Genomic DNA, 24,047 nt, shown 5'->3' with positions numbered 1-24,047 from the left:
CAGCTGAGACCGACTCAGATGTCGAGGAAGCGGACGTCCTTGGCGTTGCGCTGGATGAACTGCCGACGCGCCTCGACGTCCTCGCCCATCAGGACGGAGAACAGGTCGTCCGCCTGGGCGGCGTCGTCGAGGGTGACCTGGCCGAGGACGCGGTGCTCCTGGTCCATGGTCGTCACGCGCAGCTCCTCGGCGTTCATCTCGCCGAGGCCCTTGAAGCGCTGGATGGAGTCCTCGCGGACCCGCTTGCCACGCTGGCGGCCCATCTCGATCAGTGCGTCGCGCTCACGGTCGGAGTACGCGTACTCGACGTCGTCCCGGCCCCACTTGATCTTGTAGAGCGGGGGACGGGACAGGTACACGTGCCCGGCCTCGACCAGCGGCCGCATGAAGCGGAACAGGAAGGTCAGCAGCAGCGTGGAGATGTGCTGGCCGTCGACGTCGGCGTCCGCCATCAGGATGATCTTGTGATAGCGCAGCTTCTCGATGTCGAAGTCCTCGTGGACCCCGGTGCCGAAGGCCGAGATCAGCGCCTGGATCTCCTGGTTCTGGAGGATCTTGTCGATCCGGGCCTTCTCGACGTTGAGGATCTTGCCGCGGATCGGGAGGATCGCCTGGTACTCCGGGTTGCGGCCGGACTTGGCGGAGCCGCCGGCGGAGTCACCCTCGACGATGAAGATCTCGCACTTGGTGGGGTCGTTCGACTGGCAGTCGGAGAGCTTGCCCGGCAGGGACGCGGTCTCCAGCAGGCCCTTGCGACGGGTCAGGTCGCGGGCCTTGCGGGCCGCCACGCGCGCGGTGGCCGCCTGGATCGACTTGCGGATGATGTCCGCGGCCTCGACCGGGTTGCGGTCCAGCCAGTCGGTGAGGTGCTCGTAGACGACCTTCTGGACGAAGGTCTTCACCTCGGTGTTGCCCAGCTTGGTCTTGGTCTGACCCTCGAACTGCGGCTCGCCCAGCTTCACCGAGATGATCGCGGTCAGACCCTCGCGGATGTCGTCACCCGTGAGGTTGTCGTCCTTGTCGCGCAGCAGCTTCTTGTCGCGCGCGTACTTGTTGATCAGCGAGGTGAGCGCCGCGCGGAAACCCTCCTCGTGGGTGCCGCCCTCATGCGTGTGGATGATGTTGGCGAAGGAGTAGACGCCCTCGCTGTAACTGCTGTTCCATTGCATGGCGAGCTCGACGGACAGGTTCTTGTCCTTGTCCTCGGCCTCGAGGTCGACGATCGTCGGGTGCACCACGTCTCCCTTGCGGGAGTTGAGGTACTTCACGAAGTCGACGATGCCGCCCTCGTAGTGGTAGTCGACCGACTTGACCTCGGCGCTCTCGTCCGCGCCCGCCTCGTCCGCGCCGGACGTGGCCTTGGCCGACTCCCGCTCGTCGGTGAGTTTGATCCTCAGACCCTTGTTGAGGAACGCCATCTCCTGGAAACGCCGCGAGAGCGTCTCGAACGAGTAGTCGGTGGTCTCGAAGATGTCCGGGTCCGCCCAGAAGGTCACCGAGGTGCCGTGCTCGTCCGTGGCCTCGTGCTGGGCCAGCGGGGCCGTCGGCACACCCAGCTTGTAGTCCTGCGTCCAGCGGTAGCCGTCGGTCTTGATCTCGACGGCCACCTTGGTCGACAGCGCGTTCACCACGGACACGCCCACGCCGTGCAGACCGCCGGAGACCGCGTAGCCGCCGCCGCCGAACTTGCCGCCCGCGTGCAGCACGGTGAGCACGACCTCGACGGCCGGCTTGCCCTCGGAGGGGACGATGCCGACCGGGATGCCACGGCCGTTGTCGACGACCCGGACCCCGCCGTCGGGGAGGATCGTCACGTCGATGGTGTCCGCGTGACCCGCAAGCGCCTCGTCGACGGAGTTGTCGACGACCTCCTGCACCAGGTGGTGCAGGCCGCGCTCGCCGGTCGAGCCGATGTACATACCGGGTCGCTTGCGGACCGCGTCCAGACCCTCGAGGACGGTGATGGCGCTGGCGTCGTACGAGGCGGTCACCTCGTGGCTCGACGAGGTCGCCTCGGCGTCGGTGGACGGAATGTTCTCGTTGGGGTTGCCGGAATCGGCCACGAAGCGCCCTTTCTGGCACAGCACGAGCCGGGCTCGTCGGCGGGTTGCCGGAGCGGCTGCGGCATGTTGCGTTGGTAAGCCTTGATCAGCGTTGCTCAGCGTTTCCCGGGCGGTCCCCACGTACGGGGCGGGATTGTCTTCCAGTCTACCGGTAGCGCCGACAGTGATGGGGGTTTGCCGGTACCTGAGTCCTCATGTGCCGCCCTCAACCGGCGTCTTCCGGGTCCCCATATACGGAGCGGGGCTCCAAGAGGCTCACAGCGGCACTCAGCGCTTTCGGCCGTCAACCCTTTGCTACTTGGGAGTCAGGTCGTCGTTCGCATCCGCGTGCAGTGCTGTGACGGCACCGAGCACGCCGACACCACGTGACGTAAGTCACCTGTAGGGATCGCCGGGCCGACTGCTGCCCGGGGCCCGCAGAGGCCCGTAACTGCGTGCAGGACCGCCAGGACCCAGCACCTTGATCAACCGCACCGTGCCGTGCCCCAGATCCTCGTTGAGCCGCGCGACCAGGCTCGGGGCCAGCCGCCGCACCTCGGTCGCCCACACCGGCGAATCGCACTGCACGACCAGGACCCGCTCGTCCTCGTCGTACCTCTGGGGCGTGCAGTGGTCGGCGAGCTTCTCCCCGACGATCTGCGGCCAGCGCCCCATCACCCCGCCCACCGCGGCGGGCGCCTCCCAGCCCCGCTCCGTGATCAACCGGTTGATGGCAGCACCGAACGCCATGGGATCCCGGCCGTCGGCGTGCGCGCCGGAGCGCAGCCCGCCCCCGCGCCGTGCCTGCCGCTTCTGCTGCGCCGCGTCCCCACGCGCGCGTGCCTGCTCCTTCGCCGCCCGCAGCGCCACGCGCGCGAGGTCCACACCGGAGGGCTCGGCGGGCTTGGGGCGCTCGGCGGGCCCAGCGCCTGCGGTGTCCGCAGCGGTGTTCTCGGCGCTTCCGGCGTGCTCGTCGCGAGGTCGTTCGTCGCTCATACGCGCTCCACCGACCCCTCCGACACGGCGTACCGCGTCCCCGCCAGCACGTGCGGCACGTCGTCGTCGACCGCCGCCGTCACCAGCACCTGCTCACCCGGCGCCACCAGCTCGGCCAGCCGCTCCCGGCGCCGGGCGTCCAGCTCGGCGAACACGTCGTCGAGGATCAGCACCGGCTCGTTCCCCTCCGCGCGGAGCAGGTCGTACGACGCGAGACGCAGCGCCAGCGCGTACGACCAGGACTCGCCGTGCGAGGCGTATCCCTTGGCCGGCAGCTGACCGAGTTTGAGATTCATATCGTCTCGATGAGGTCCTACGAGGGTGACGCCCCGCTCGATCTCCTGCTTGCGCGCCTCCGCGAGCGCCGCCATCAGTTGCTCGAAGAGATCCTCACGGGTGTGCGCCTCACCCGGTGCCGACGGCTTGTACTCCAACGCGACCGGACCGCCGCCGGGGGCCAGTTGCTCGTACGCCTTGTCGGCCAGCGGCTGGAGCGCGGCGATCAGGTCGAGCCGCTGGGCCAGCAGCTCGGCACCCGCGCGCGCGAGGTGCTGGTCCCATACGTCGAGAGTCGACAGGTCCATCGAGCGGCCGCCGTGCCGCCGCGCGAGGGCCGCCGACTTCAGCAGGGTGTTGCGCTGCTTGAGGACGCGCTCGTAGTCGGAGCGCACCCCGGCCATGCGGGGGGAGCGGGCGGTGATCAGCTCGTCGAGGAAGCGGCGCCGCTCACCGGGGTCGCCCTTCACCAGGGCCAGGTCCTCGGGGGCGAACAGGACGGTCCTGAGGATGCCGAGCACATCACGCGGCCTGACCTGCGACGACCTGTTGATACGGGCCCGGTTCGCCTTGCCCGGGTTCAGCTCCAGCTCGACCAGCTGCTGCCGATCGCCCTGTCTGACCTGCGCCCGGACGATCGCGCGGTCGGCCCCCATGCGGACCAGAGGCGCGTCGGAGGCGACCCGGTGGCTGCCGAGGGTGGCGAGATAGCCGATCGCCTCGACCAGGTTCGTCTTGCCCTGCCCGTTGGGGCCCACGAACGCGGTGACGCCCGGGTCGAGCGGAACCTCGACCCGGGCGTACGAGCGGAAGTCGGCCAGCGACAGATGCGTGACGTGCATGGTCGGGCGCCGACCTCCCCCAGCTTGTGGACTGCGCACAGCCCCTCTTGTGGACCGTGCACCGTGCCTCTTGTGGACGGTGCGAACGGTCCTGTGGATTACTTCGTCTCGACCGCGTGGCCGCCGAACTGATTGCGCAGCGCCGCGATCATCTTCATCTGCGGCGAGTCGTCCTGGCGGGACGCGAACCGCGCGAACAGGGACGCGGTGATCGCCGGCAACGGCACCGCGTGGTCGATGGCGGCCTCCACGGTCCACCGGCCCTCGCCGGAGTCCTGTGCGAAACCGCGCAGCTTGTCGAGGTGCTCGTCCTCGTCGAGGGCGTTGACCGCGAGGTCGAGGAGCCAGGAACGGATGACCGTGCCCTCCTGCCAGGAGCGGAACACCTCCCGGACGTCGGTCACGGAGTCCACCTTCTCCAGGAGCTCCCAGCCCTCGGCGTAGGCCTGCATCATCGCGTACTCGATGCCGTTGTGGACCATCTTCGCGAAGTGGCCCGCACCGACCTTGCCCGCGTGCACCGCACCCGCGTCGCCCTTGGGCTTGAGGGCGTCGAACACCGGCTGCACCTTGGCGACGTTCTCCGCGTCGCCGCCGTACATCAGCGCATAGCCGTTCTCCAGGCCCCACACGCCGCCGGAGACACCGCAGTCGACGAAACCTATGCCCTTGGCCGCCAGCTCCTCGGCGTGCTTCTCGTCGTCCGTCCAGCGGGAGTTCCCGCCGTCCACCACGACGTCACCGGGCTGGAGGAGCTCGGCCAGCTCGTCGATGGTCGCCTGCGTCGGCGCCCCGGCCGGGACCATCACCCACACGACCCGCGGGCCCTGCAACGCGTCCACAAGCTCCTTGAGGCTGTGGACATCCGCGAGGTCCGGGTTGCGGTCGTATCCGATCACGGTGTGGCCTGCGCGGCGGATCCGCTCGCGCATGTTGCCGCCCATCTTGCCGAGGCCGACGAGACCGAGCTCCATCAGTGGTTCCTTAGGTAGCTGTGACGTGTGGGGCACTTTCGTACCCACGTACGAGCCTAAACCCGGACGCTCACGCACACCCGTGGGCATACGCGCTCAAACGTATGCCCTCACCTGGGGCTTTCCGGCGACAGCCGCTCAGCCGCTCAGCCGCTCAGCCGCACCGGCATGATCAGGTACTTGTAGGCCTCGTCCGCCTCCGCGTCCAGGGCCGGCTTGCCGCTCAGCAGCGCCGGCTTGGTGGACGTCGTGAAGGACAGCTGGGCCACCGGGGAGTCGATGGCGCTCAGCCCGTCCAGCAGGAAGGTCGGGTTGAAGGCGATCGAGATGTCGTCGCCCTCCAGCTGGGCGTCCACCCTTTCCACAGCCTGTGCGTCGTCGCTGGAACCGGCCTCCAGGATCAGCACGCCCTGCTCGAAGCTCAGCCGCACCGGGGTGTTGCGCTCGGCGACCAGGGCCACACGCTTGACGGCCTCCACGAAGGGCGCGGTCTCGATCACCGCGACGGAGTTGAACTCCGTCGGGAACAGCGTGCGGTACTTCGGCAGGTCGCCCTCGAGCAGACGGGTCGTCGTACGGCGGCCCGCGCCCTCGAAACCGATCAGGCCCTCACCGGCGCCGGAGCCGGAGAGCGCCAGGATGACGCTGTCGCCGCTCGTGAGCGCCTTGGCGGTGTCCAGGAGCGTCTTGGCGGGCACCAGGGCCACCGCGGACGCCTCGGGGTTCTCCGGCTTCCACAGGAACTCACGGACCGCGAAGCGGTAGCGGTCGGTGGACGCCAGGGTGACGGTGTCGCCCTCGATCTCGATGCGCACACCGGTCAGCACCGGGAGCGTGTCGTCGCGGCCCGCGGCGATGGCCACCTGGGCGGCGGCGGAGGCGAAGACCTCACCGGGCACGGTGCCGGTCGCGCTCGGCATCTGCGGCAGCGACGGGTACTCCTCCACAGGCAGGGTGTGGAGGGTGAACCGCGAGGAACCGCAGACCACGGTCGCCCGTACACCGTCTGTGGAAATCTCCACCGGGCGGTTGGGCAGGGCACGGCAGATGTCGGCGAGCAGGCGGCCGGAGACCAGCACCGTGCCCTCCTCCTCGACCTCGGCCTCCACCGAGACCCGCGCGGAGACCTCGTAGTCGAAGCTGGACAGGCTCAGCTGGCCTTCCTCGGCCTTCAGGAGAAGGCCGGCGAGGACCGGCGCCGGCGGACGGGCCGGGAGGCTGCGCGCCGCCCAGGCCACTGCCTCCGCGAGTACGTCGCGTTCCACCCGGATCTTCACTGTTGCCGCCTCCTGCTGTTGCCGGCGCTGCTCGGCCTGCCTGGCTTCGTCGTCTGTCTCGGTGTCGTCGGCCCCGGTGACGGGAAGGACACCGGGGAACAGTCTGACGCACCCCACTGACAGTAGGTGCCTCTCGGGGTCAAGTCGTGACGAGGGGCAGCCGGGCACCGGACAGCGAGTTGTGCACAGGGCCTCCTTCGAAACGGATTCCCAGCTCTCTCTAGTTGTCAGTAGTAGTAGGGGCTGTGGATACCGTGGATAACCCCGTTTTCCCAGCTCAGAGGGGAAATTTTGTCCACGGACCCTGTGGGCGACACCGGTGGACAACCAGGCGTATCTGTGGAGAACAGAAAGTTCTGCACACTCCGTGCACAGCCGGAGGCGAGTTCTCCCCAACGCCGTCCCCAGCTTTACCCACGTTTCCCACAGCCCAACCCGGCACCTTCGTGTGACGCCTTTCACTCGACCCGGTGATCAGGCGCGTCACGTTGCCGAACAGTGGACAGGCATGTGGAGAAGCTGGTGATCTCTGGGGACAACCGGCCTCCGCCTGTGGGTTGCCGGTGGACAACTCGATGCACAGCCTGTGGATCTTCTGGCTGTCCACAGTCTGTGGAGATCGTTCGTCCACGAATCCACAACCATCTGACCTGGCCTGATGGGTCCTCAACAGGGCGCCTGTGGACGGTGATCTGGACAACTTCGCAGTCCCCAGGATGTGGACGGCAGAAAGTCGCCGAATCTGTGGAGGGAGGCCGTAACCCGACCGGGAATCGAACACCCGGCTACGGCGTCGTGACCCGGGAACGCCGAAGGGCGCCCCGGGACCTCGTCCCATGAGCGCCCTTCGGCGTCGAAACAGCGGCGGTTCCGCTCGTGTCAGCCGTTCTTGATGCGGTTCGTCAGCTCGGTGACCTGGTTGTAGATGGAGCGCCGCTCGGCCATCAGATTGCGGATTTTGCGGTCCGCGTGCATCACGGTGGTGTGGTCGCGGCCGCCGAACAGGGCACCGATCTTGGGCAGCGAGAGGTCGGTGAGCTCGCGGCAGAGGTACATGGCGATCTGCCGGGCCGTGACGAGCGCACGGCCGCGCGAGGTGCCGCACAGGTCCTCGACGGTCAGGCCGAAGTAGTCGGCCGTGGCGCTCATGATCGCCGTGGAGGTGATCTCCGGGGCGGAGTCCTCGCCACCGGGGATCAGGTCCTTGAGGACGATCTCGGTCAGGCCCAGGTCGACCGGCTGCCGGTTGAGCGACGCGAAGGCCGTCACGCGGATCAGCGCGCCTTCCAGCTCGCGGATGTTGCGCGAGATGCGGGAGGCGATGAACTCCAGGACCTCCGGCGGGGCGTTGAGCTGCTCCTGGACCGCCTTCTTGCGCAGGATCGCGATCCGCGTCTCCAGCTCGGGCGGCTGGACGTCGGTGATCAGGCCCCACTCGAAACGGTTCCGCAGTCGGTCCTCCAGGGTGACCAGCTGCTTGGGCGGCCGGTCGCTGGAGAGCACGATCTGCTTGTTGGCGTTGTGGAGGGTGTTGAACGTGTGGAAGAACTCCTCCTGCGTCGACTCCTTGTCCGCGAGGAACTGGATGTCGTCGACGAGCAGGATGTCCATCTCGCGGTAGCGCTTGCGGAAGCTGTCGCCCTTGCCGTCGCGGATGGAGTTGATGAACTCGTTGGTGAACTCCTCCGAGCTCACGTACCGCACGCGGGTGCCGGGGTAGAGGCTGCGCGCGTAGTGCCCGATGGCGTGCAGCAGGTGCGTCTTCCCGAGGCCCGACTCGCCGTAGATGAAGAGGGGGTTGTAGGCCTTGGCCGGCGCCTCGGCGACGGCGACCGCGGCCGCGTGGGCGAAGCGGTTGGAGGCGCCGATGACGAAGGTGTCGAAGAGGTACTTCGGGTTCAGCCGCGCGGTGGGCTCACCGGGACCGGTCGCCGGCGCGGGCTGGGCGGCCAGCGGGCCGGGGGCGCCGGTGGTGGGCAGGCTGGAGCCGACAGGGCCGCCGCGGTGCACGTGCCCGGTGGCGGACGGGGGCTCGGGCAGGTCCCGGCGGGCGTCCCGCTGGTCGTAGTCGGGGCGGGGCTTGTCGTAGTCCGGCCGCTGGTCGTAGTCGGGGCGCGGGTTGTCGTAGGAGGGACGCTCCATGGACTGGGGGCGGTAGTCCTGGGAGGGGGAGCCGTAGGGGTCCTGTGCATACGGTTCCTGCTTGTACGGCTCTTGCTTGTACGGCTCCTGCGGATACGGCTCCTGCGGATACGGCTCCTGCTTGTACGACTCCTGCTGGTACGGCTCCTGCGACGGGGTCGCGTACGGGTCGCGCTCCGGGAAGCCGAGCCGTGGTTGTTGCCAGCTGTACTCGTCCTGCGCGGGACGCGGCCAGGCGCCGGGTTCGGGGCGCTGGTACTCGGAGGGGTACGCGGGCCGGGCGGTCGGGAGCTGGTCCGGGCGGGGATTGTGGTCGCCCTGGGGGCCGGGGCGCTGCTCGGGGCGGCCCGAGGGGGAGTCGTCGGCGCGTTGGCGATCGTCGCGTGGGCGGTCGTCTGCGCGGTGGCGGCCGTAGCTCTCGTACTGGTTGCCGTATGGCTTGTCGTACTGGCTGTCGTGGGGCCCGTCGTACTGGCCGGAGGGGAGCTCGGGTTCCTCGTAGCGGGGCTGGGAACGGGGGGCCGGGGGTGCGGGCGGCGAGGGAGGTTCGCCGGCGGAGTCGTCGACGGTGATGGCGATACGGATCGGGCGGCCGCATTCACGGCTCAGCGTCTCGCTGACGGCCGGGGCGAGCCTGCCCTCCAGTACGCCCTTCGCAAATTCGTTCGGTACGGCGAGCAAAGCGGTGTCGGCGACCAGCGCGAGGGGTTGGCAGCGACGGATCCAGTGCTCGTCCTTCGCCTCGACACCCTGGACGCGACCCTCTCCGAGGAGTTGCTCGAGTACGCGTGGCCACACTGCGGCAAGATCGGCAGGTACGTCAGCCACAGGGCACGCTCTCTCACGAGTCCCACGAACGTGTGGTTGTGGGACGAGTCGGGATTCAAATGGGGTGGAGCCGAAACACAGGGGTCAAGGGAACGAATCGGAGTTCAGCCACGGTAGTCAGGGCGACGGGTGCGGTTCAAGTTGTTGTCCCCAGCCTGTGGATAGTGTCTCCCGGTGACCACTGGTTTGACCGGATGGCGTAGCCGCGCGTACCGTAACCAGGTCGAGTTGTCGATGGCTGCTGCCGCCTGCCTCCGATGGGCACAGATCGCTTCAGGTGATCGGGAAGCGGTGCACTCGGGCGTTACTGCGAGCTACTCGTGGGCGCACGGTGACAGCCAGGACGGCACCCGCCACCACCGATTTATTTCTGGAGCCCCCGAGTGAGCAAGCGCACCTTCCAGCCGAACAACCGTCGCCGCGCGAAGACCCACGGCTTCCGTCTGCGGATGCGTACCCGTGCCGGCCGCGCGATTCTCGCGAACCGCCGCAGCAAGGGTCGCGCCAGCCTGTCCGCCTGATCTGATCAGGTCATGACGTCGTGCTGCCTACCGAGCATCGGCTGAGGCGGCGCGAGGACTTCGCGACCGCGGTACGACGGGGTCGCCGGGCAGGCCGCCCGTCCCTCGTCGTTCATCTACGTAGCGGTGCCACGGACCCGCACGCGCCTGGGGAGAGCGCTCCCCCGACGCGTGCGGGTTTCGTCGTGAGCAAGGCTGTGGGTGGTGCCGTGGTGCGCAACAAGGTGAAGCGCAGGCTTCGCCATCTGATGCGCGACAGGGTCGACCTGTTTCCCCCCGGTAGCCTGGTAGTCGTACGAGCGCTGCCCGAGGCGGGCGACGCCGATCATGAACAACTGGCCCGAGACCTGGATGCCGCTGTTCAGCGGCTGCTGGGAGGGGGCGCACGATGAAGTACCCGCTGCTGGCGCTGATCAAGCTGTACCAGTGGACCATCAGTCCGTTGCTGGGGCCGGTCTGCAAGTACTACCCGTCGTGTTCCCACTACGGCTTCCAGGCCATCGACCGCCATGGTGCGATCAAGGGAACGGCACTCACCGCCTGGCGCATCCTGCGGTGCAATCCGTGGTCGCTGGGTGGTGTGGACCATGTCCCGCCGCGCAAGCGTCCGCGGTGGCACGAAATGCTGCGTAACACCTGGCGTGCACGCAGGGGCGGGCCCTCCGCCGCCGACTCGGCCACCGAGGGACATACTCCTTCGAGCCCGGCCGCAGAGACTCCGTCCCATGCCCAAGGAGCATGATTAGTGGACACGATTGCCAGTCTTTTCAGCTTCATCACGACACCCGTCTCCTGGGTCATCGTCCAGTTCCACACGGTGTACGGCAAGATCTTCGGCCCTGACACCGGCTGGGCCTGGGGCCTGTCGATCGTGTCCCTCGTGATCCTGATCCGTATCTGCCTGATCCCGCTCTTCGTGAAGCAGATCAAGTCGACGCGGGCCATGCAGACGCTCCAGCCCGAGATGAAGAAGATCCAGGAGCGCTACAAGAACGACAAGCAGCGTCAGTCCGAAGAGATGATGAAGCTGTACAAGGAGACGGGCACCAACCCGCTCTCCTCGTGCCTTCCCATCCTGGCGCAGTCCCCGTTCTTCTTCGCCCTGTACCACGTGCTCAACGGCATCGCGACGGGCGACACCATCGGTGTCATCAACGAGTCGCTGCTGGCCAGCGCCCGTAAGGCGCACATCTTCGGGGCCCCGCTCGCCGCGAAGTTCAAGGACGGTTCCGCCACCGTCCAGGCGCTGGGTGCCACGGTCACCGATGTGCGGGTCGTGACCGCGGTCATGATCATCCTGATGTCGGCGTCGCAGTTCTACACGCAGCGCCAGCTGATGACGAAGAACGTCGACACCACGGTCAAGACGCCGTTCATGCAGCAGCAGAAGATGCTGATGTACGTCTTCCCGGTCATGTTCGCCGTCTTCGGCATCAACTTCCCGGTCGGTGTCCTCGTCTACTGGCTGACCACCAACGTGTGGACCATGGGCCAGCAGATGTACGTCATCCACAACAACCCGACCCCGGGTTCCAAGGCCCAGGCCGCCTACCTGGAGCGCCTCACCAAGCACGTCACGAACCACGGCAAGGCCCGCAAGCGCAGCGAGCGCACCATCATCAAGGCCATCGTCGCCAAGGGCCGGGACCGCAACGAGTTCGAGCGCAAGTTCATCAACGGTCTGAACAAGGCCGGTCTGGCGGCTCAGGCCGACGGCACCGTGATCCAGAGCGAGTCCCAGGCCGCGGTCCAGACCGAGGACGGTTCGCCGGCGAGCGCGGCCACACCCAAGCGTCAGCAGCCCAAGCGGCAGAGCAAGTCCCAGCGCCAGTCGGGCGGCCCCAAGGCGGCCGGTGAGACCGAGGCGTCGGAGCCGACCTCGCTCGTCAAGTCCGACGAGCCCGAGGACGCCAAGCCTGCCGCCAAGAAGCAGCCCGGCAGCGCCAGCCGCAGCAAGGCCCAGTCCGGACAGCGCAAGGGCCCGCAGCGGCCCAAGTCCCCCTCCAAGAAGTAACGAAGGAGTCCATCCCGTGACGGAAGGCACCACCTCCGCCGCTGCCGAGGGTGCAGACACCCTGACCCGCCTGGAGCAGGAGGGCGAGATCGCGGCGGACTACCTCGAGGGTCTGCTCGACATCGCCGATCTCGACGGCGACATCGACATGGACGTCGAGGCCGATCGCGCCGCTGTCTCGATCATCAGCGACGCGAGCGGCCGCGATCTGCAGAAGCTGGTCGGCCGTGACGGCGAGGTGCTGGAAGCCCTTCAGGAGCTGACCCGCCTGGCCGTGCACCGGGAGACCGGGGATCGCAGCCGTCTGATGCTGGACATCGCCGGTTACCGGGCCAAGAAGCGTGCCGAGCTCTCCGAGCTGGGTTCCAAGGCGGCCGCCGAGGTCAAGAGCACCGGCGAGTCTGTGAAGCTCAAGCCGATGACGCCGTTCGAGCGCAAGGTCGTGCACGACGCGGTCAAGGCCGCCGGCCTGCGCAGCGAGTCGGAGGGCGAGGAGCCGCAGCGCTTCGTCGTCGTGCTTCCCGCCTGATCGGTCCCTAGGTTTCTCCGGCCCCGTCTGTAGAGCAGGCGGGGCCGAACTTTGTCAGCCTGATAGTTCTGGTGGTCGGCGCCGGGTGCGTCGATGCGGTACGGAAGGACGGTTCCCCGTGACGGAGGCAGCGGAGCTTCCCCCCGCGCCCGAGCAGGCGCGTGAGGTGTTCGGCGATCGCTTTGCGGACGCGGTCCGCTACGCCGAGCTGCTTGCCGAGGCGGGTGTGCAGCGCGGTCTCATCGGACCGCGTGAAGTGCCCCGCCTGTGGGAGCGGCACCTGCTGAACTGCGCGGTGCTCTCGGAGGTCGTACCCGAGAACGTGACCGTGTGCGACGTCGGCTCCGGAGCCGGGCTTCCCGGTATCCCCTTGGCTCTCGTCCGCGAGGATCTGAAGATCACGCTCCTTGAGCCTCTGTTGCGGCGGACGACCTTCCTGACGGAGGTCGTGGAGCTGCTGGGCCTGAACCATGTGACGGTGGTCCGCGGGCGAGCCGAGGAGGTCATGGGCAAGCTCACACCCGTCCATGTCGTGACGGCGCGTGCCGTTGCGCCGCTGGACCGGCTGGCGACCTGGGGCATCCCGCTGCTGCGTCCCTACGGGGAGATGCTGGCCCTCAAGGGCGACACCGCGGAGGAGGAGCTCAAGGCCGCGTCCACGGCGTTGAGCAAGCTCGGAGCCGTGGAGACGTCCGTCCTGCATGTGGGTGAGGGTGTGGTCGATCCGCTGTCCACCGTCGTGCGCGTCGAGGTCGGGGAGAGCCCGGGCGGTGTGCGGTTCGCCGCCAAGCGTGCCAAGGCGGCCCGGACCGGGCGGACCCGGCGACGCCGCTGATCCGTCCTGACGACGAGACGTACTCCACACAAGCTGCCAAACCTATGCATGCCGGAGTGTCGCGGCAGAACGGGCACGGCTGCACTGCATCGTGTTTCACGTGAAACGTCGCTCACTGCTGCACGGCATCATCAGCCGGGGCCGCGCCGCGGCCGAACCCCGCGACCGAAAGCCTCTCGGGTCACTCGGAGAGGTAACGGAGTTGTCCACAGAGGTGGATTTCTCCACAGAACAACAGGCCTCACTGGTTCACACCCCCGAAGACATGGGAGGCTCTGTTCATTGCGAGCCTGAAGTCGAGGAGAGTGAATCCTTGCGGTCCGACGCCAACATCGCGGGACCGATGACCGATCCGGTCCCCGGTCCCCGAACCGAGTCGATGGGGGACGATGTTTCACGTGAAACACCGCCTCCTATGGACGACACTCCGATCGGTCGTGCTGCCCAACTGGCGGTAGAGGCTCTGGGTCGTGCCGGCGAGGGTCTGCCGCGGCCCGAGCAGACCCGGATCATGGTCGTTGCCAACCAGAAGGGTGGGGTGGGCAAGACGACGACGACCGTCAATCTTGCTGCTTCGCTGGCGCTGCATGGCGGTCGTGTCCTGGTGATCGACCTCGACCCCCAGGGCAACGCGTCCACTGCGCTGGGCATCGACCACCACGCCGAAGTCCCTTCCATCTACGACGTCCTGGTGGACAGCAGGCCCTTGTCCGAGGTCGTCCAACCAGTGCCTGATGTCGAAGGACTCTTCTGCGCTCCCGCCACGATCGATCTCGCCGGTGCGGAGATCGAGCTGGTGTCCCTGGTGGCACGTGAGAGCCGGCTCCAGCGCGCGATCCAGGCGTACGAGCAGCCCTTGGACTACATCCTCATCGACTGCCCGCCCTCGCTCGGCCTGTTGACGGTCAACGCGCTGGTGGCCGGTGCGGAGGTCCTCATCCCGATCCAGTGCGAGTACTACGCGCTGGAAGGGCTGGGTCAGCTGCTGCGCAACGTCGACCTGGTGCGGGGTCACCTCAACCCCACCTTGCACGTATCGACGATTCTGCTCACCATGTACGACGGCCGGACGCGCCTCGCGTCCCAGGTCGCGGACGAGGTGCGCACCCACTTCGGTGACGAGGTGCTGCGGACGAGCATTCCCCGTTCCGTCCGTATCTCCGAGGCGCCGAGTTATGGACAGACGGTGCTGACGTACGATCCCGGATCGAGCGGCGCCCTGTCCTACCTTGAAGCAGCACGAGAGATCGCGCTGAAGGGCGTCGGTGTCAGCTATGACCCGACGCAGGCGCACATCGGCGCACAGAGCAACCCGAGCATGGTGGAGGGGATCCAGTGAGCGAGCGACGGAGGGGTTTGGGCCGTGGGCTCGGCGCACTGATCCCTGCTGCCCCGACGGAGAAGACGCCGACGCCGGCCGCGATGGGGGGCGCCGGTTCCGCCTCCCCGTCGGCCGTGCCGGTGCTGACGAGCGATCGTGGTGTGGCTGCGGCGAAGGTGGCCACACTGCCGCCTGTTTCATCTGAGGCCGAGGAGTCGTCGGTCAACGGCTATGCGGAGACTCCTGCGCCTCCCATGGGCGCTCACTTCGCTGAGCTTCCGCTCGACTCGATCACGCCGAACCCGCGTCAGCCGCGTGAGGTCTTCGACGAGGACGCGCTGCAGGAACTGGTCACCTCCATCCAGGAGGTGGGTCTGCTCCAGCCGGTCGTCGTACGGCAGGTCGGTCCCGCGCGCTACGAGCTCATCATGGGCGAGCGGCGCTGGAGGGCCAGCCGTGAGGCCGGCCTGGACGCGATCCCGGCGATCGTGCGGGCCACGGAGGACGACAAGCTCCTTCTGGACGCTCTCCTGGAGAACCTGCACCGCGCCCAGCTGAACCCGCTGGAAGAGGCTGCGGCCTACGACCAGTTGCTGAAGGACTTCAACTGCACGCACGATCAGCTGGCGGACCGCATCGGCCGGTCCCGTCCGCAGGTCTCCAACACGCTGCGTCTGCTGAAGCTCTCTCCGGCGGTCCAGCGCCGGGTGGCTGCCGGGGTCCTCTCCGCCGGACACGCTCGTGCGCTGCTCTCCGTCGAGGACTCGGAGGAGCAGGACCGGCTGGCTCACCGGATCGTGGCCGAAGGGCTCTCGGTGCGTGCCGTCGAGGAGATCGTGACTCTCATGGGGTCACGTCCGCAGACCGCTCAGCGCCCCAAGGGGCCGCGTGCCGGTGCTCGCGTCTCCCCGGCGCTGAGTGACCTCGCGACCCGTCTTTCGGACCGTTTTGAGACGCGGGTGAAGGTCGATCTGGGGCAGAAGAAGGGCAAGATCACCGTCGAGTTCGCCTCCATGGAGGACCTCGAGCGCATCCTCAGCAGCCTCGCTCCCGGCGAGGGGCCCGTGCTCCAGAAGAGCCTGCTGGACGACGATGCCGAGGAGACGGAAGCCTGAGCCAGGCTTCGCCGAGTGAGGGTGCTCAGGCAGAAGACCAAGAGCGGGCCGTGTCCGGTGCCCACCGGACACGGCCCGCTCTTTGCTTTCAGGCGGTATCGATGGAATCGGTGGGTGGATACGATGCGACTGGGTGCGGCACATCCACCCGGCAGTACCTCTGAGGGGAGGCAGGGGCCATGCGAACGATGAGCCGAAGCGGACTGGTGAGCGCGGGCCTGGGACTGGGGGCGGTCGGCGGATTCGTCGGCAGCCTGCTCAGGGAACGGAGCGCTCTGACGGCCGCCCGCAGCGCGGCGGGCGAAGGAAGCGAGGATCAGCCTTCATGGGGCGTCGGCTCGTACCGCTCACGCTGGACAATCTTCAGGACCTCCCCACACGCTGCCGGTCCTGCGTCTTCTGGGAGTTGGACCCCGTCAGCGGAGAAGCCGCGGTAAAGGCCGGCACACCGGCCGTGGAGAAGGAGTCCTGGATCTCCGCCGTCCTGCTGGACTGGGGATCATGCGGGCGGGTCGTCTACGTCGACGATGTGCCGGTCGGCTTCGTCCTCTACGCGCCTCCGGCATACGTACCCCGCTCGACGGCCTTCCCGACGAGTCCTGTCTCTCCGGACGCCGTCCAGCTGATCACGTCGTTCATCATGCCGGGCTACCAGGGACAGGGGCTGGGCCGGGTGATGGTGCAGACGGTTGCCAAGGATCTGCTGCGGCGAGGCTTCAAGGCGATCGAGGCCTTCGGTGACGCCCGCTGGAAAGAGCCCGCTTGTCTGCTTCCCGCAGATCATCTCCTGGCGGTGGGCTTCAAGACGGTCCGGCCACACCCCACGTATCCAAGGCTGAGGCTGGAACTGCGTACCACGCTCTCCTGGAAGGAAGACGTGGAGATGGCGCTGGACCGGCTTCTGGGGGCGGTTCAGAAGGAGCCGGCGCTGCGACCGCTGTGACGGAACACAACGAAGGGGCCGGTCCTCATGGACCGGCCCCTTCGTGTTTCACGTGAAACGTCACTCGGCGATGAAGGCCTCGAGGTCGCGGACGATCGCAGCCTTGGGCTTGGCGCCGACGATGGTCTTGGCGACCTCGCCGTCCTGGTAGACGTTCAGCGTCGGGATGGACATGACGCCGTACTTGGCGGCCGTACCCGGGTTCTCGTCGATGTTGAGCTTGACGATCTCGATCTTGTCGCCGTACTCGGCGGCGATCGCCTCAAGAGAGGGCGCGATCTGGCGGCACGGACCGCACCAGGCGGCCCAGAAGTCCACCAGGACGGGCTTGTCGCTCTTCAGGACGTCCTGCTCGAAGGAATCGTCGGTCACATTCTTCAGGGTGCCGGCCACGGCGGGCTCCTTAACTGGTTGGTGCGGTGGGGCGGGGCGGGATGCAGGTAGGTCAGACAGCGGTCTTCTCGGGCTCGGCCTTCTCCTCGTCCGCGAGGGCGGCGAGGAAGCGCTCCGCGTCGAGCGCGGCGGAGCAGCCGGTACCGGCCGCGGTGATCGCCTGGCGGTAGGTGTGGTCGACCACGTCACCGGCTCCGAAGACGCCCGTCACGTTAGTGCGGGTCGAGGGCGCCTCCACCTTGAGGTAGCCCTCTCCGTCCAGGTCGAGCTGGCCCTTGAAGAGCTCGGTGCGCGGGTCGTGCCCGATCGCGATGAACAGGCCGGTCACCGCCAGGTCCGAGAGCTCGCCGGTCTTGAGGTTGCGCAGCTTCAGGCCCGACAGCTTCGGATCGCCCTGGATCTCCGCGACCTCGCTGTCCCAGACGAACTTGATCTTCGGGTCCGCGAAGGCGCGCTCCTGCATCGCCTTGGAGGCGCGCAGGGTGTCACGGCGGTGGACGATCGTCACGGACTTGGCGAAGCGGGAGAGGAAGGTCGCTTCCTCCATCGCGGTGTCGCCGCCACCGATCACGGCGATGTCCTGGTCCTTGAAGAAGAAGCCGTCACACGTGGCACACCACGAGACACCGCGGCCGGAGAGGGCGTCCTCGTTCGGCAGGCCGAGCTTGCGGTGCTGCGATCCGGTGGTGACGATCACGGCCTTCGCCCGGTGGACCGTGCCCGAGGTGTCGGTGACGGTCTTGATCTCGCCGGTCAGGTCGACACTGACGATGTCGTCCGGGACGAGCTCGGCGCCGAAACGCTCGGCCTGGGCGCGCATGTTGTCCATGAGCTCGGGGCCCATGATGCCGTCCTGGAAGCCGGGGAAGTTCTCCACCTCCGTGGTGTTCATCAGGGCGCCACCGGCGGTGACGGCGCCCTCGAACACCAGCGGCTTCAGCGACGCGCGCGCGGTGTAGAGCGCCGCCGTGTAGCCGGCGGGCCCGGAGCCGATGATGATCACGTTACGGACGTCGCTCACGGCTTGGTTCCTCGTCTCTGGACTGCGTCGTCGGACCGGTGGAGCCCCTCTCAGAACTCTCACCCCACCCAACGGATCCTAAGGGGCGCGCATTCCCGGTGTGTCCGGGCACACGGAGAGGCCACACCGTACGAAATACCACGCAGGCGGGAGACGAAGCGTCAGTGTTCAGGAGCGGGCGTAGGACTGCTTCAGCAGAATCTTCGCGGTGCTGGTGGGAGCGGTCTTCACACAGGACGCGTCCATGATGAAGGCGGTGACCCGGTTGCTGTCGGAGGGGTCGGGCAGCACGACGAGAAGCGCGTCCTTGCCCTTGTAGACGCCGTCCTTGGTCGCGAGGGCGGTGCTCTGCGTGGGGATGCCCTTCTGGACGCACGCGGGGACGAAGGGCAGCTTCTTGATGAAGGGCTGCTTGTCGCCGGGTTCGGTTGCCGCACCCATGTCGTTCTGCGGGGATCGGGAGCCGCCGGTGGCGGACCTGTCCGGGGTGAGGAGTTGGGCGACCTGCGTCTTGAGGGTGCCGGCGGAGAAGGTGTCGGACGGGGCGGCCTGACCTTCGTCTGACGTCTTGCCGTCGTTCAGCGATGTGATGAGTACAGAACCCAGTCCCAGAGCGGCGACAGCGAAGGCGGTACCCAGGACTACGGTCCTGCGTCGGCTGCCCTTCTTCCGCTCCTTGCGGCCGGGACCGGTGGAGGCGGACCGGGCATGTCCCGAGGGGCGGTCGGCGGTGGGTGATGTTTCACGTGAAACATGCGCGCTCTCCACCGGCGCCGGGGCGTTCACCGCGTCGGGGGCTGTGGCTTGGAGCAGTGCTTCGGCGGCGAGAGCAGCGTCGATCCTGCCGGCCACATCGGCGGGCATGCGGGTCGGTCCAGGTGCTGTTCCGAGCAGTCCGCGGATCTCTTCCAGCGAGGCGTGCACGTCGGCGCAGAGTTCGCAGTCGTCCAGATGCCGACGTACGTCCGCGGTCCTGGAATCGGGGAGGAGGCCTTCGGTGAGGTCGGAGATCTCGGCGACATCCGGGTGCCCGGTTGTGTCCGTCGAGGAAGTCACGCTCGCCCACCTCCGCCCTTCACTACGGTTGAATCGCTTGGTCCCGACGTGGGCGGGCCTTCTGACGAAGGTCCCGCTGCGGGTGGGACGGATGTCCCCTGCGTGCGGTTCCGTCCGGCGTTCCCTTCTCTGTCGTCTCCGGCCTTTTCCGGCCGTAGATGGGTGAGAAGGGGGAGGAGTCTGGCTCTGCCCCGGGCACAGCGGCTCTTCACGGTGCCGGTCGGCACATCGAGCATGCGGGCGGCCTCGGCGACGGGGTAGCCCTGCATGTCCACCAGGACGAGGGCGGCGCGCTGGTCCGGCGGGAGGGTGCCGAGCGCTTCCAGGAGTTGGCGGTGCAGGTCGTTGCGCTCCGCGGGCGCCGAGGCGGACTCGTGCGGCTCCAGGAGCTGCTCCAGGCGCTCGGTGTCGTCCACCGGGGACGTCTTGCGCGAGGCGGCCTTTCTGGCCCGGTCCAGGCAGGCGTTCACCGTGATCCGGTGCAGCCAGGTCGTGACGGCCGACTGTCCCCGGAAGGTGTGGGCGGCCCGGTAGGCGGACACGAGGGCGTCCTGAACGGCGTCAGCGGCTTCCTCGCGGTCCCCGAGCGTCCGGAGGGCTACCGCCCAGAGCCGGTCCCGGTGACGCCGTACGAGCTCACTGAAGGCGTCGGGATCGCCGTCCACGTGACGGGCCAGGAGGTCCTGATCGCTGGTGTCGCCGTATGCGGTGTCATCCGCCATCGGACCCCCTCCCTTTGTCTGTGGTGCTGCCTCAGCCGGTGAACTTCACATTGGTGATGGCCTGCTTGTAGCCGGGCCGGCTGTAGTTCGCGGGATCGTCCCCGGAGTACGGCATCGCGGTGAGCCAGACCAGCAGGTACCGCGACTTCACCGGCTTGCCGACCTTGATCGTGGCCGTGGTGTCGTCGGTCTTGACCGAGCCGATCTTGGTCATGGCGTCCAGGGAGGACGGCGTGAGCGAATCGGCAGCGTACAGCGAGGCTGCCGTGTAGTTCCCTCCGTACCGGAGCGACAGGGTCGCGGCCGACACCTCTTGGGAGGAACCGAGGTCGTAGACGATGCCGACGCCAGGCTTGATCACTATCTTCGGACCGTCTGTGTAGCTACTCGTCCGCCAGCCCGTGGTCATGCTGTTGTCGTACGTCAGCTTCACATCACCAGGGTGCTGCGCATCGCCCTGGGCGACGAACTCCTGAGCATCCTCGATGCTGAGCGTCTTCGTCGGCTTCGGCGCGGTGCTGTTCTTGTCGCCGTCATCGGTCGTCTGGCTCTGGTTGTCGTCCGAACCGCCGCTCCGGTCCATCAGCGCGTCCGCCAGCTGCCAACTGCCCAGGCCCAGCGCGGCGATGAGGAGAGCCGAGACGGCCCACTTCAGCGCCCGGCCGGTGCGGCTCTGGAGGGGCGGGGGCGGGGGTGCGACCGGCTGGGTGACACCGGGGTGCGGTGCCGGACGGCCGTAGGTGCCCTGCTGGTACGTCGTGCGCTGGTACTCCGGCGGCGCGGTGAACGCCGGCTCCGGCGGACGGATACGGGGCATCTCCCCGATCGCCTTGACCAGTTCCTCCGGCGTCGTGCACGCCGACTCGTGCCGGGAGGCGGTGGCACCGTCGTTGGCGAGTGCCCGCATCGCCAGCTCGGACAGTCCACGGTGGACGCCCGCCCGCACCTGGTCGGGTGCGATCAGACCGACGTCCTTGGGCAGACCGGCCAGGCCGTACGCGTCGTTCTCGTACGGCCAGCGCTGGGTCAGCGCCGCGTACAGAAGGGCGCCGATCGCCTCGGTGTCCGCGCGCTGCGGGGTGTCCGAACTGGCGCCGCGCAGCGCGGCGTTCACGGCCAGGCCGCGGATGCGCCACTGGCCGCTCGACGTACGCAGCACGGCGTTCGGGTTCAGTCGCAGGTGCGCGAGGCCCTCACGGTGGGCCGCGGCCATCGCGGAGGCCACCTGACTGACCATCTGGTAGCAGTCGTACGGCTCCAGCGGACCGGAGGCGAGGAGCGTGGTCAGCTCGGTCGCGTCGGGCAGCCACTCGTGGACGACGTAGACGAGGTCGTTCTCCTCGACGGCGTCCAGGACCTGGACGAACCGCGGGTCGCCGAGGAGCGCGGAGGAACGGGCCGCGGCCAGGACAGAACGGGCCCGCGCATGGTCCGCGGGCAGGATGTGCACGCCCACGGCCCGACGGAGTTTCTCATCGACGGCACGCCAGCTGCTGAACCCGTCCAGACGGGTGAGGCACTCCTCCAGACGGTAGCGTCTGGCGAGTTTGTGACCGCTGTGCAGCTCCGGCGGTGACGCCTTGCCAGGACTCTCGGTCCCGCCACTCCCCTGTGCCTCGACGTCTTCCGTGTCCCGCTCCCGGTTCTTGGCCACGCCGTCGGCCGTGGACTGGTCCGCCTTGGCGGTCAGCGGTTGATCACCGCTGGTGTCTGCCACGTCGACGGCAGCCGTGCTCCGTTCCGCCACCGTCGTTCCCTGCCTCCCCATTCATTGCGCGCCGTGCGACGCAGAATCCAATTGTGCCCACAGTCCGCCGCTATGCACGACACACGGTGGCGGACGATGGTTGTGCGCGTACCCCCGGCTCAGCGCCCCAGACGCCCCCGGACCATGCCGACCAGGGAGTTCAACTCCTCGATACGCATCTTGCGTGCCGCGACGAAGAAGATCCCGAGCAGGACCGCCCCGCCCACGATCAGCGCGGCGAACGAACCGACCACGCCCTGACCGAGGGTGTGAGCGATGCCGTAGCAGGCCGCGCCGCTGAGCAGTGCGGCCGGGACGGAGGCGATGCAGAGCCTGGCGTAGGTCCGCAGGACCCGCTTGCCGTCCAGGTCACCGCCGAGGCGCTTGCGCAGACGGTTCCAGGCGACGCCGACACCGATCGCGTACGCGAGGCCGTAAGAGGCCGCCATGCCCGCCACGGCCCAGCGCGGCGACAGCACGACGTAACACAGCGCCGAGGCACCCGCGTTGACCGCTGCCACGATGACCGTGTTGTAGAAGGGGGTGCGGGTGTCCTCGTAGGCGTAGAAGGCACGCAGCACGACGTACTGCACGGAGTACGGGATCAGGCCGAGAGCAAAGGCCATCAGCATGTAGCCCATGTTGGTGGCTTCGCTGGTGCCGGATGAGCCGAAGATCAGGGTGCACATGGGGACGCCGAGCGCGAGGAAGCCGAACGCGATCGGCACGATCGCGACTGCTGTCGTGCGCAGGCCCTGGGAGATGTCGTCACGGACGGCACCGCCGTCGTCCTCGGCCGCTGAGCGGGCCAGCCGCGGCAGCAGGGCCGCCATGAGGGAGACCGTGATGATGGCCTGCGGCAGGCCCCAGATCAGCTGGGCGTTGGCGTAGGCGGCAAAACCGGTGCCGTCCACGGGTGAGGCCTTGCCGGACGCGGTGGACAGCTGGGTCACGACGAGCGCACCGGCCTGGTTGGCCAGGACGAACAGGACGGTCCACTTGGCCAGTGTCACAGCCTTGCCGAGCCCGTGGCCCCTCCAGTCGAAGCGCAGCCGCATCCGGAAGCCGGTCTCACGCAGGTACGGGATCATCGCCAGCGCCTGGACCACGAGGCCGAGCAGCACACCGATGCCGAGCAGCCGCTGCCCCTCCGGCGGAATGTTCGTGACCTTCATGCCGGAGTCGGCCGCGGTGCCGTAGACCCACATGAACATGCCGAGGGTCACGATGATGACGATGTTGTTCAGGACCGGGGTCCACATCATCGCGCCGAACTTCCCGCGCGCGTTGAGGATCTGGCCCATCACCACGTGGATGCCCATGAAGAAGATCGAGGGCAGGAAGTAGCGGACGAAGGTGATGCCGACCTCGTTGGCCGCCGGGTCGCTGGCGACCGAGTCGGACAACAGACGGATCAGGAAGGGGGCACCGAGGATCGCGAGCCCGGTCAGCGCTCCGAGAGCCACCATGACCAGCGTCAGCAGCCGGTTGGCGTACGCCTCGCCGCCGTCCTCGTCCTCCTTCATGGCACGCACGAGCTGCGGCACGAAGACGGAGTTGAGGCCGCCGCCCACGGTCAGGATGTAGATCATCGTCGGCAGCTGGTAGGCGACCTGGAAGGTGTCACCGAGCAGACCCACACCGAGCGCCGACACGATCAGCGCCGAGCGCACGAAGCCGGTGAGCCGGGAGACCATCGTGCCGGCCGCCATCACGGCGCTCGACTTGAGCAGGCCCGTGGCCTTCCCGCCCTTCTTGGCGGGAGCGGCAGGAGCGGCTGGAGCCACCGTGGCGGCGGAGGCCGTCTCGGTCAAGGCCGGTGCGGTACCGAGGTTCATCGTCTCCTCGGCCGCGGGGCCGGGCGCGGCAGCCGCCTGGAACTGCGGGACCTGCGACGGCCCGCCGGGAGCTGGCGCCGGTCCGGGCACCGACGGGGGATCCGTCGGGCGGCCGCCGCCCTGCTGCTGGTCGCGGAAGAGGTGTGCGAAGGCGTCCGGCTCGTGGCGTTCCTCGCCGGCCTCGGTGACCAGGTCGTCGACACCCACGAACTGGGTCGTGCGCGGGTTGTCGCCGTACGGCAGGAACTGCGTCGGTCCCTCCGGCTCGGGCGCCGGGGTCTGCGCCCAGACCTGCGGGTCGGGGGCGTAGGGGGACTGGGGCGGCTGCGCGTACAGGGGCTGCTGAGGTGGGTAGGTACCGGGCGGCGGCGGGGGGTGCGCGGCGCGGTCGTAGAGAGCCTCGGCGACCGGATCCTGGGCATGGAGGTCCTGGCCCCGGTAGGGGTCCTGGTCGTAGGCGTCCTGGACGTACATGTCCGCGGGTGACTGCGGCGGCACCTGGCCGTGCTCGGGCGGCGGGCCCTCGGGGCGACCCGAGCTGCCCGCGCCCTGGCTGTCACCCTCGTACGGCGCGTTCATGGTTACCCCACCTCATCGTCCCGGGCCCACCGGCCA

The 24,047-nt window shown here is 68.2% G+C and carries 21 protein-coding genes; 9 read left to right on the top strand and 12 right to left on the bottom strand.

The genetic code is table 11. From position 1 onward, the window contains the following. Positions 1-14 precede the first annotated feature (14 nt). From gyrB to dnaA, 6 genes are all read right to left on the bottom strand, one after another. Positions 15-2,087: a DNA topoisomerase (ATP-hydrolyzing) subunit B gene (gyrB, locus tag H295_RS0104600; RefSeq protein ID WP_020134164.1), complete on the bottom strand. Its 2,073-nt coding sequence runs from the start codon at positions 2,085-2,087 to the stop codon at positions 15-17. Between the two features lie 351 nt (positions 2,088-2,438). Then, a complete protein-coding gene (locus H295_RS0104595; protein ID WP_020134163.1) occupies positions 2,439-3,038 on the bottom strand; it encodes a DUF721 domain-containing protein in 600 nt (199 codons plus the stop codon). Continuing rightward, positions 3,035-4,156 carry a DNA replication/repair protein RecF gene (gene recF, locus H295_RS0104590; RefSeq protein ID WP_020134162.1) on the bottom strand — a complete coding sequence of 374 codons (1,122 nt, stop codon included), beginning with the start codon at positions 4,154-4,156 and terminating at the stop codon, positions 3,035-3,037. Before recF ends, H295_RS0104595 begins: the two co-directional genes overlap by 4 nt. Before the next feature lie 98 nt (positions 4,157-4,254). Further along, entirely contained in the window at positions 4,255-5,130 is an 876-nt protein-coding gene (gnd, locus tag H295_RS0104585; protein WP_020134161.1) for a phosphogluconate dehydrogenase (NAD(+)-dependent, decarboxylating), read from the bottom strand. A 146-nt stretch (positions 5,131-5,276) separates the two neighbouring features. Next, positions 5,277-6,407 (bottom strand): DNA polymerase III subunit beta, encoded by a 1,131-nt coding sequence (gene dnaN, locus H295_RS0104580; protein WP_020134160.1) that lies wholly within the window; start codon positions 6,405-6,407, stop codon positions 5,277-5,279. A gap of 879 nt (positions 6,408-7,286) precedes the next feature. Beyond that, positions 7,287-9,377 (bottom strand): chromosomal replication initiator protein DnaA, encoded by a 2,091-nt coding sequence (gene dnaA, locus H295_RS0104575; RefSeq protein WP_078616558.1) that lies wholly within the window; start codon positions 9,375-9,377, stop codon positions 7,287-7,289. A gap of 383 nt (positions 9,378-9,760) precedes the next feature. Here dnaA and rpmH point away from each other — a divergent pair, with 383 nt between their 5' ends. The 9 genes from rpmH (at position 9,761) to H295_RS0104530 (ending at position 16,655) form a co-directional block, all read left to right on the top strand. Beyond that, positions 9,761-9,898, top strand: coding sequence for a 50S ribosomal protein L34 (gene rpmH, locus H295_RS0104570; protein WP_005482975.1), 138 nt, complete (start codon positions 9,761-9,763; stop codon positions 9,896-9,898). Between the two features lie 20 nt (positions 9,899-9,918). Next, positions 9,919-10,290, top strand: coding sequence for a ribonuclease P protein component (gene rnpA / locus H295_RS45205; protein ID WP_078616557.1), 372 nt, complete (start codon positions 9,919-9,921; stop codon positions 10,288-10,290). Next, the gene (gene yidD, locus H295_RS0104560) at positions 10,287-10,640 is read left to right on the top strand and encodes a membrane protein insertion efficiency factor YidD (protein WP_020134157.1); all 354 of its coding nucleotides are present in this window, start codon (positions 10,287-10,289) and stop codon (positions 10,638-10,640) included. Before rnpA ends, yidD begins: the two co-directional genes overlap by 4 nt. A gap of 3 nt (positions 10,641-10,643) precedes the next feature. Continuing rightward, positions 10,644-11,912, top strand: a complete 1,269-nt coding sequence (gene yidC / locus H295_RS0104555; RefSeq protein ID WP_020134156.1) for a membrane protein insertase YidC — start codon at positions 10,644-10,646, stop codon at positions 11,910-11,912. A 16-nt stretch (positions 11,913-11,928) separates the two neighbouring features. Further along, entirely contained in the window at positions 11,929-12,441 is a 513-nt protein-coding gene (locus H295_RS0104550; protein ID WP_020134155.1) for a protein jag, read from the top strand. 118 nt (positions 12,442-12,559) lie between these two features. Next, positions 12,560-13,276, top strand: a complete 717-nt coding sequence (gene rsmG / locus H295_RS0104545) for a 16S rRNA (guanine(527)-N(7))-methyltransferase RsmG (protein WP_020134154.1) — start codon at positions 12,560-12,562, stop codon at positions 13,274-13,276. Between the two features lie 265 nt (positions 13,277-13,541). Then, the gene (locus H295_RS0104540) at positions 13,542-14,615 is read left to right on the top strand and encodes a ParA family protein (protein ID WP_078616586.1); all 1,074 of its coding nucleotides are present in this window, start codon (positions 13,542-13,544) and stop codon (positions 14,613-14,615) included. Continuing rightward, entirely contained in the window at positions 14,612-15,712 is a 1,101-nt protein-coding gene (locus H295_RS0104535) for a ParB/RepB/Spo0J family partition protein (RefSeq protein ID WP_028809042.1), read from the top strand. Before H295_RS0104540 ends, H295_RS0104535 begins: the two co-directional genes overlap by 4 nt. Positions 15,713-16,037: 325 nt before the next feature. Next, entirely contained in the window at positions 16,038-16,655 is a 618-nt protein-coding gene (locus H295_RS0104530; RefSeq protein WP_020134151.1) for a GNAT family N-acetyltransferase, read from the top strand. A 60-nt stretch (positions 16,656-16,715) separates the two neighbouring features. On the opposite strand, the gene trxA is transcribed toward H295_RS0104530, so the two are convergent. The 6 genes from trxA to murJ all read right to left on the bottom strand — a co-directional run bounded on the left by trxA (position 16,716) and on the right by murJ (position 24,011). Further along, positions 16,716-17,048, bottom strand: coding sequence for a thioredoxin (trxA, locus tag H295_RS0104525; RefSeq protein WP_020134150.1), 333 nt, complete (start codon positions 17,046-17,048; stop codon positions 16,716-16,718). Positions 17,049-17,100: 52 nt separating this feature from the next. Beyond that, positions 17,101-18,069: a thioredoxin-disulfide reductase gene (gene trxB, locus H295_RS0104520; protein WP_020134149.1), complete on the bottom strand. Its 969-nt coding sequence runs from the start codon at positions 18,067-18,069 to the stop codon at positions 17,101-17,103. Between the two features lie 168 nt (positions 18,070-18,237). Then, positions 18,238-19,125 (bottom strand): anti-sigma factor family protein, encoded by an 888-nt coding sequence (locus H295_RS0104515; RefSeq protein WP_020134148.1) that lies wholly within the window; start codon positions 19,123-19,125, stop codon positions 18,238-18,240. Beyond that, positions 19,122-19,847, bottom strand: coding sequence for an RNA polymerase sigma factor SigM (gene sigM, locus H295_RS0104510; RefSeq protein ID WP_020134147.1), 726 nt, complete (start codon positions 19,845-19,847; stop codon positions 19,122-19,124). Before sigM ends, H295_RS0104515 begins: the two co-directional genes overlap by 4 nt. 31 nt (positions 19,848-19,878) lie before the next feature. Next, the gene (locus tag H295_RS0104505; protein WP_020134146.1) at positions 19,879-21,594 is read right to left on the bottom strand and encodes a protein kinase family protein; all 1,716 of its coding nucleotides are present in this window, start codon (positions 21,592-21,594) and stop codon (positions 19,879-19,881) included. A 119-nt stretch (positions 21,595-21,713) separates the two neighbouring features. Next, on the bottom strand, positions 21,714-24,011 hold the full coding sequence (murJ, locus tag H295_RS0104500; RefSeq protein WP_020134145.1) for a murein biosynthesis integral membrane protein MurJ: 2,298 nt from the start codon (positions 24,009-24,011) through the stop codon (positions 21,714-21,716). Between the last annotated feature and the right edge of the window lie 36 nt (positions 24,012-24,047).

It is taken from the genome of Streptomyces sp. 351MFTsu5.1, from assembly GCF_000383655.1.
Lineage (GTDB): Bacteria > Actinomycetota > Actinomycetes > Streptomycetales > Streptomycetaceae > Streptomyces > Streptomyces griseorubiginosus.
Note: the sequence above shows the minus strand (reverse complement) of the source record. Positions and strands in the feature narration are given on the sequence as shown.

Bases quoted from the DNA above. Each gene is read 5' to 3' on its own strand.
- H295_RS0104595 (WP_020134163.1), bottom strand. From the start codon at position 3,038: ATGAGCGACGAACGACCTCGCGACGAGCACGCCGGAAGCGCCGAGAAC.
- recF (WP_020134162.1), bottom strand. From the start codon at position 4,156: ATGCACGTCACGCATCTGTCGCTGGCCGACTTCCGCTCGTACGCCCGG.
- gnd (WP_020134161.1), bottom strand. From the start codon at position 5,130: ATGGAGCTCGGTCTCGTCGGCCTCGGCAAGATGGGCGGCAACATGCGC.
- yidD (WP_020134157.1), top strand. From the start codon at position 10,287: ATGAAGTACCCGCTGCTGGCGCTGATCAAGCTGTACCAGTGGACCATC.
- H295_RS0104540 (WP_078616586.1), top strand. From the start codon at position 13,542: ATGGGAGGCTCTGTTCATTGCGAGCCTGAAGTCGAGGAGAGTGAATCC.
- H295_RS0104530 (WP_020134151.1), top strand. From the start codon at position 16,038: ATGGGGCGTCGGCTCGTACCGCTCACGCTGGACAATCTTCAGGACCTC.
- sigM (WP_020134147.1), bottom strand. From the start codon at position 19,847: ATGGCGGATGACACCGCATACGGCGACACCAGCGATCAGGACCTCCTG.
- murJ (WP_020134145.1), bottom strand. From the start codon at position 24,011: ATGAACGCGCCGTACGAGGGTGACAGCCAGGGCGCGGGCAGCTCGGGT.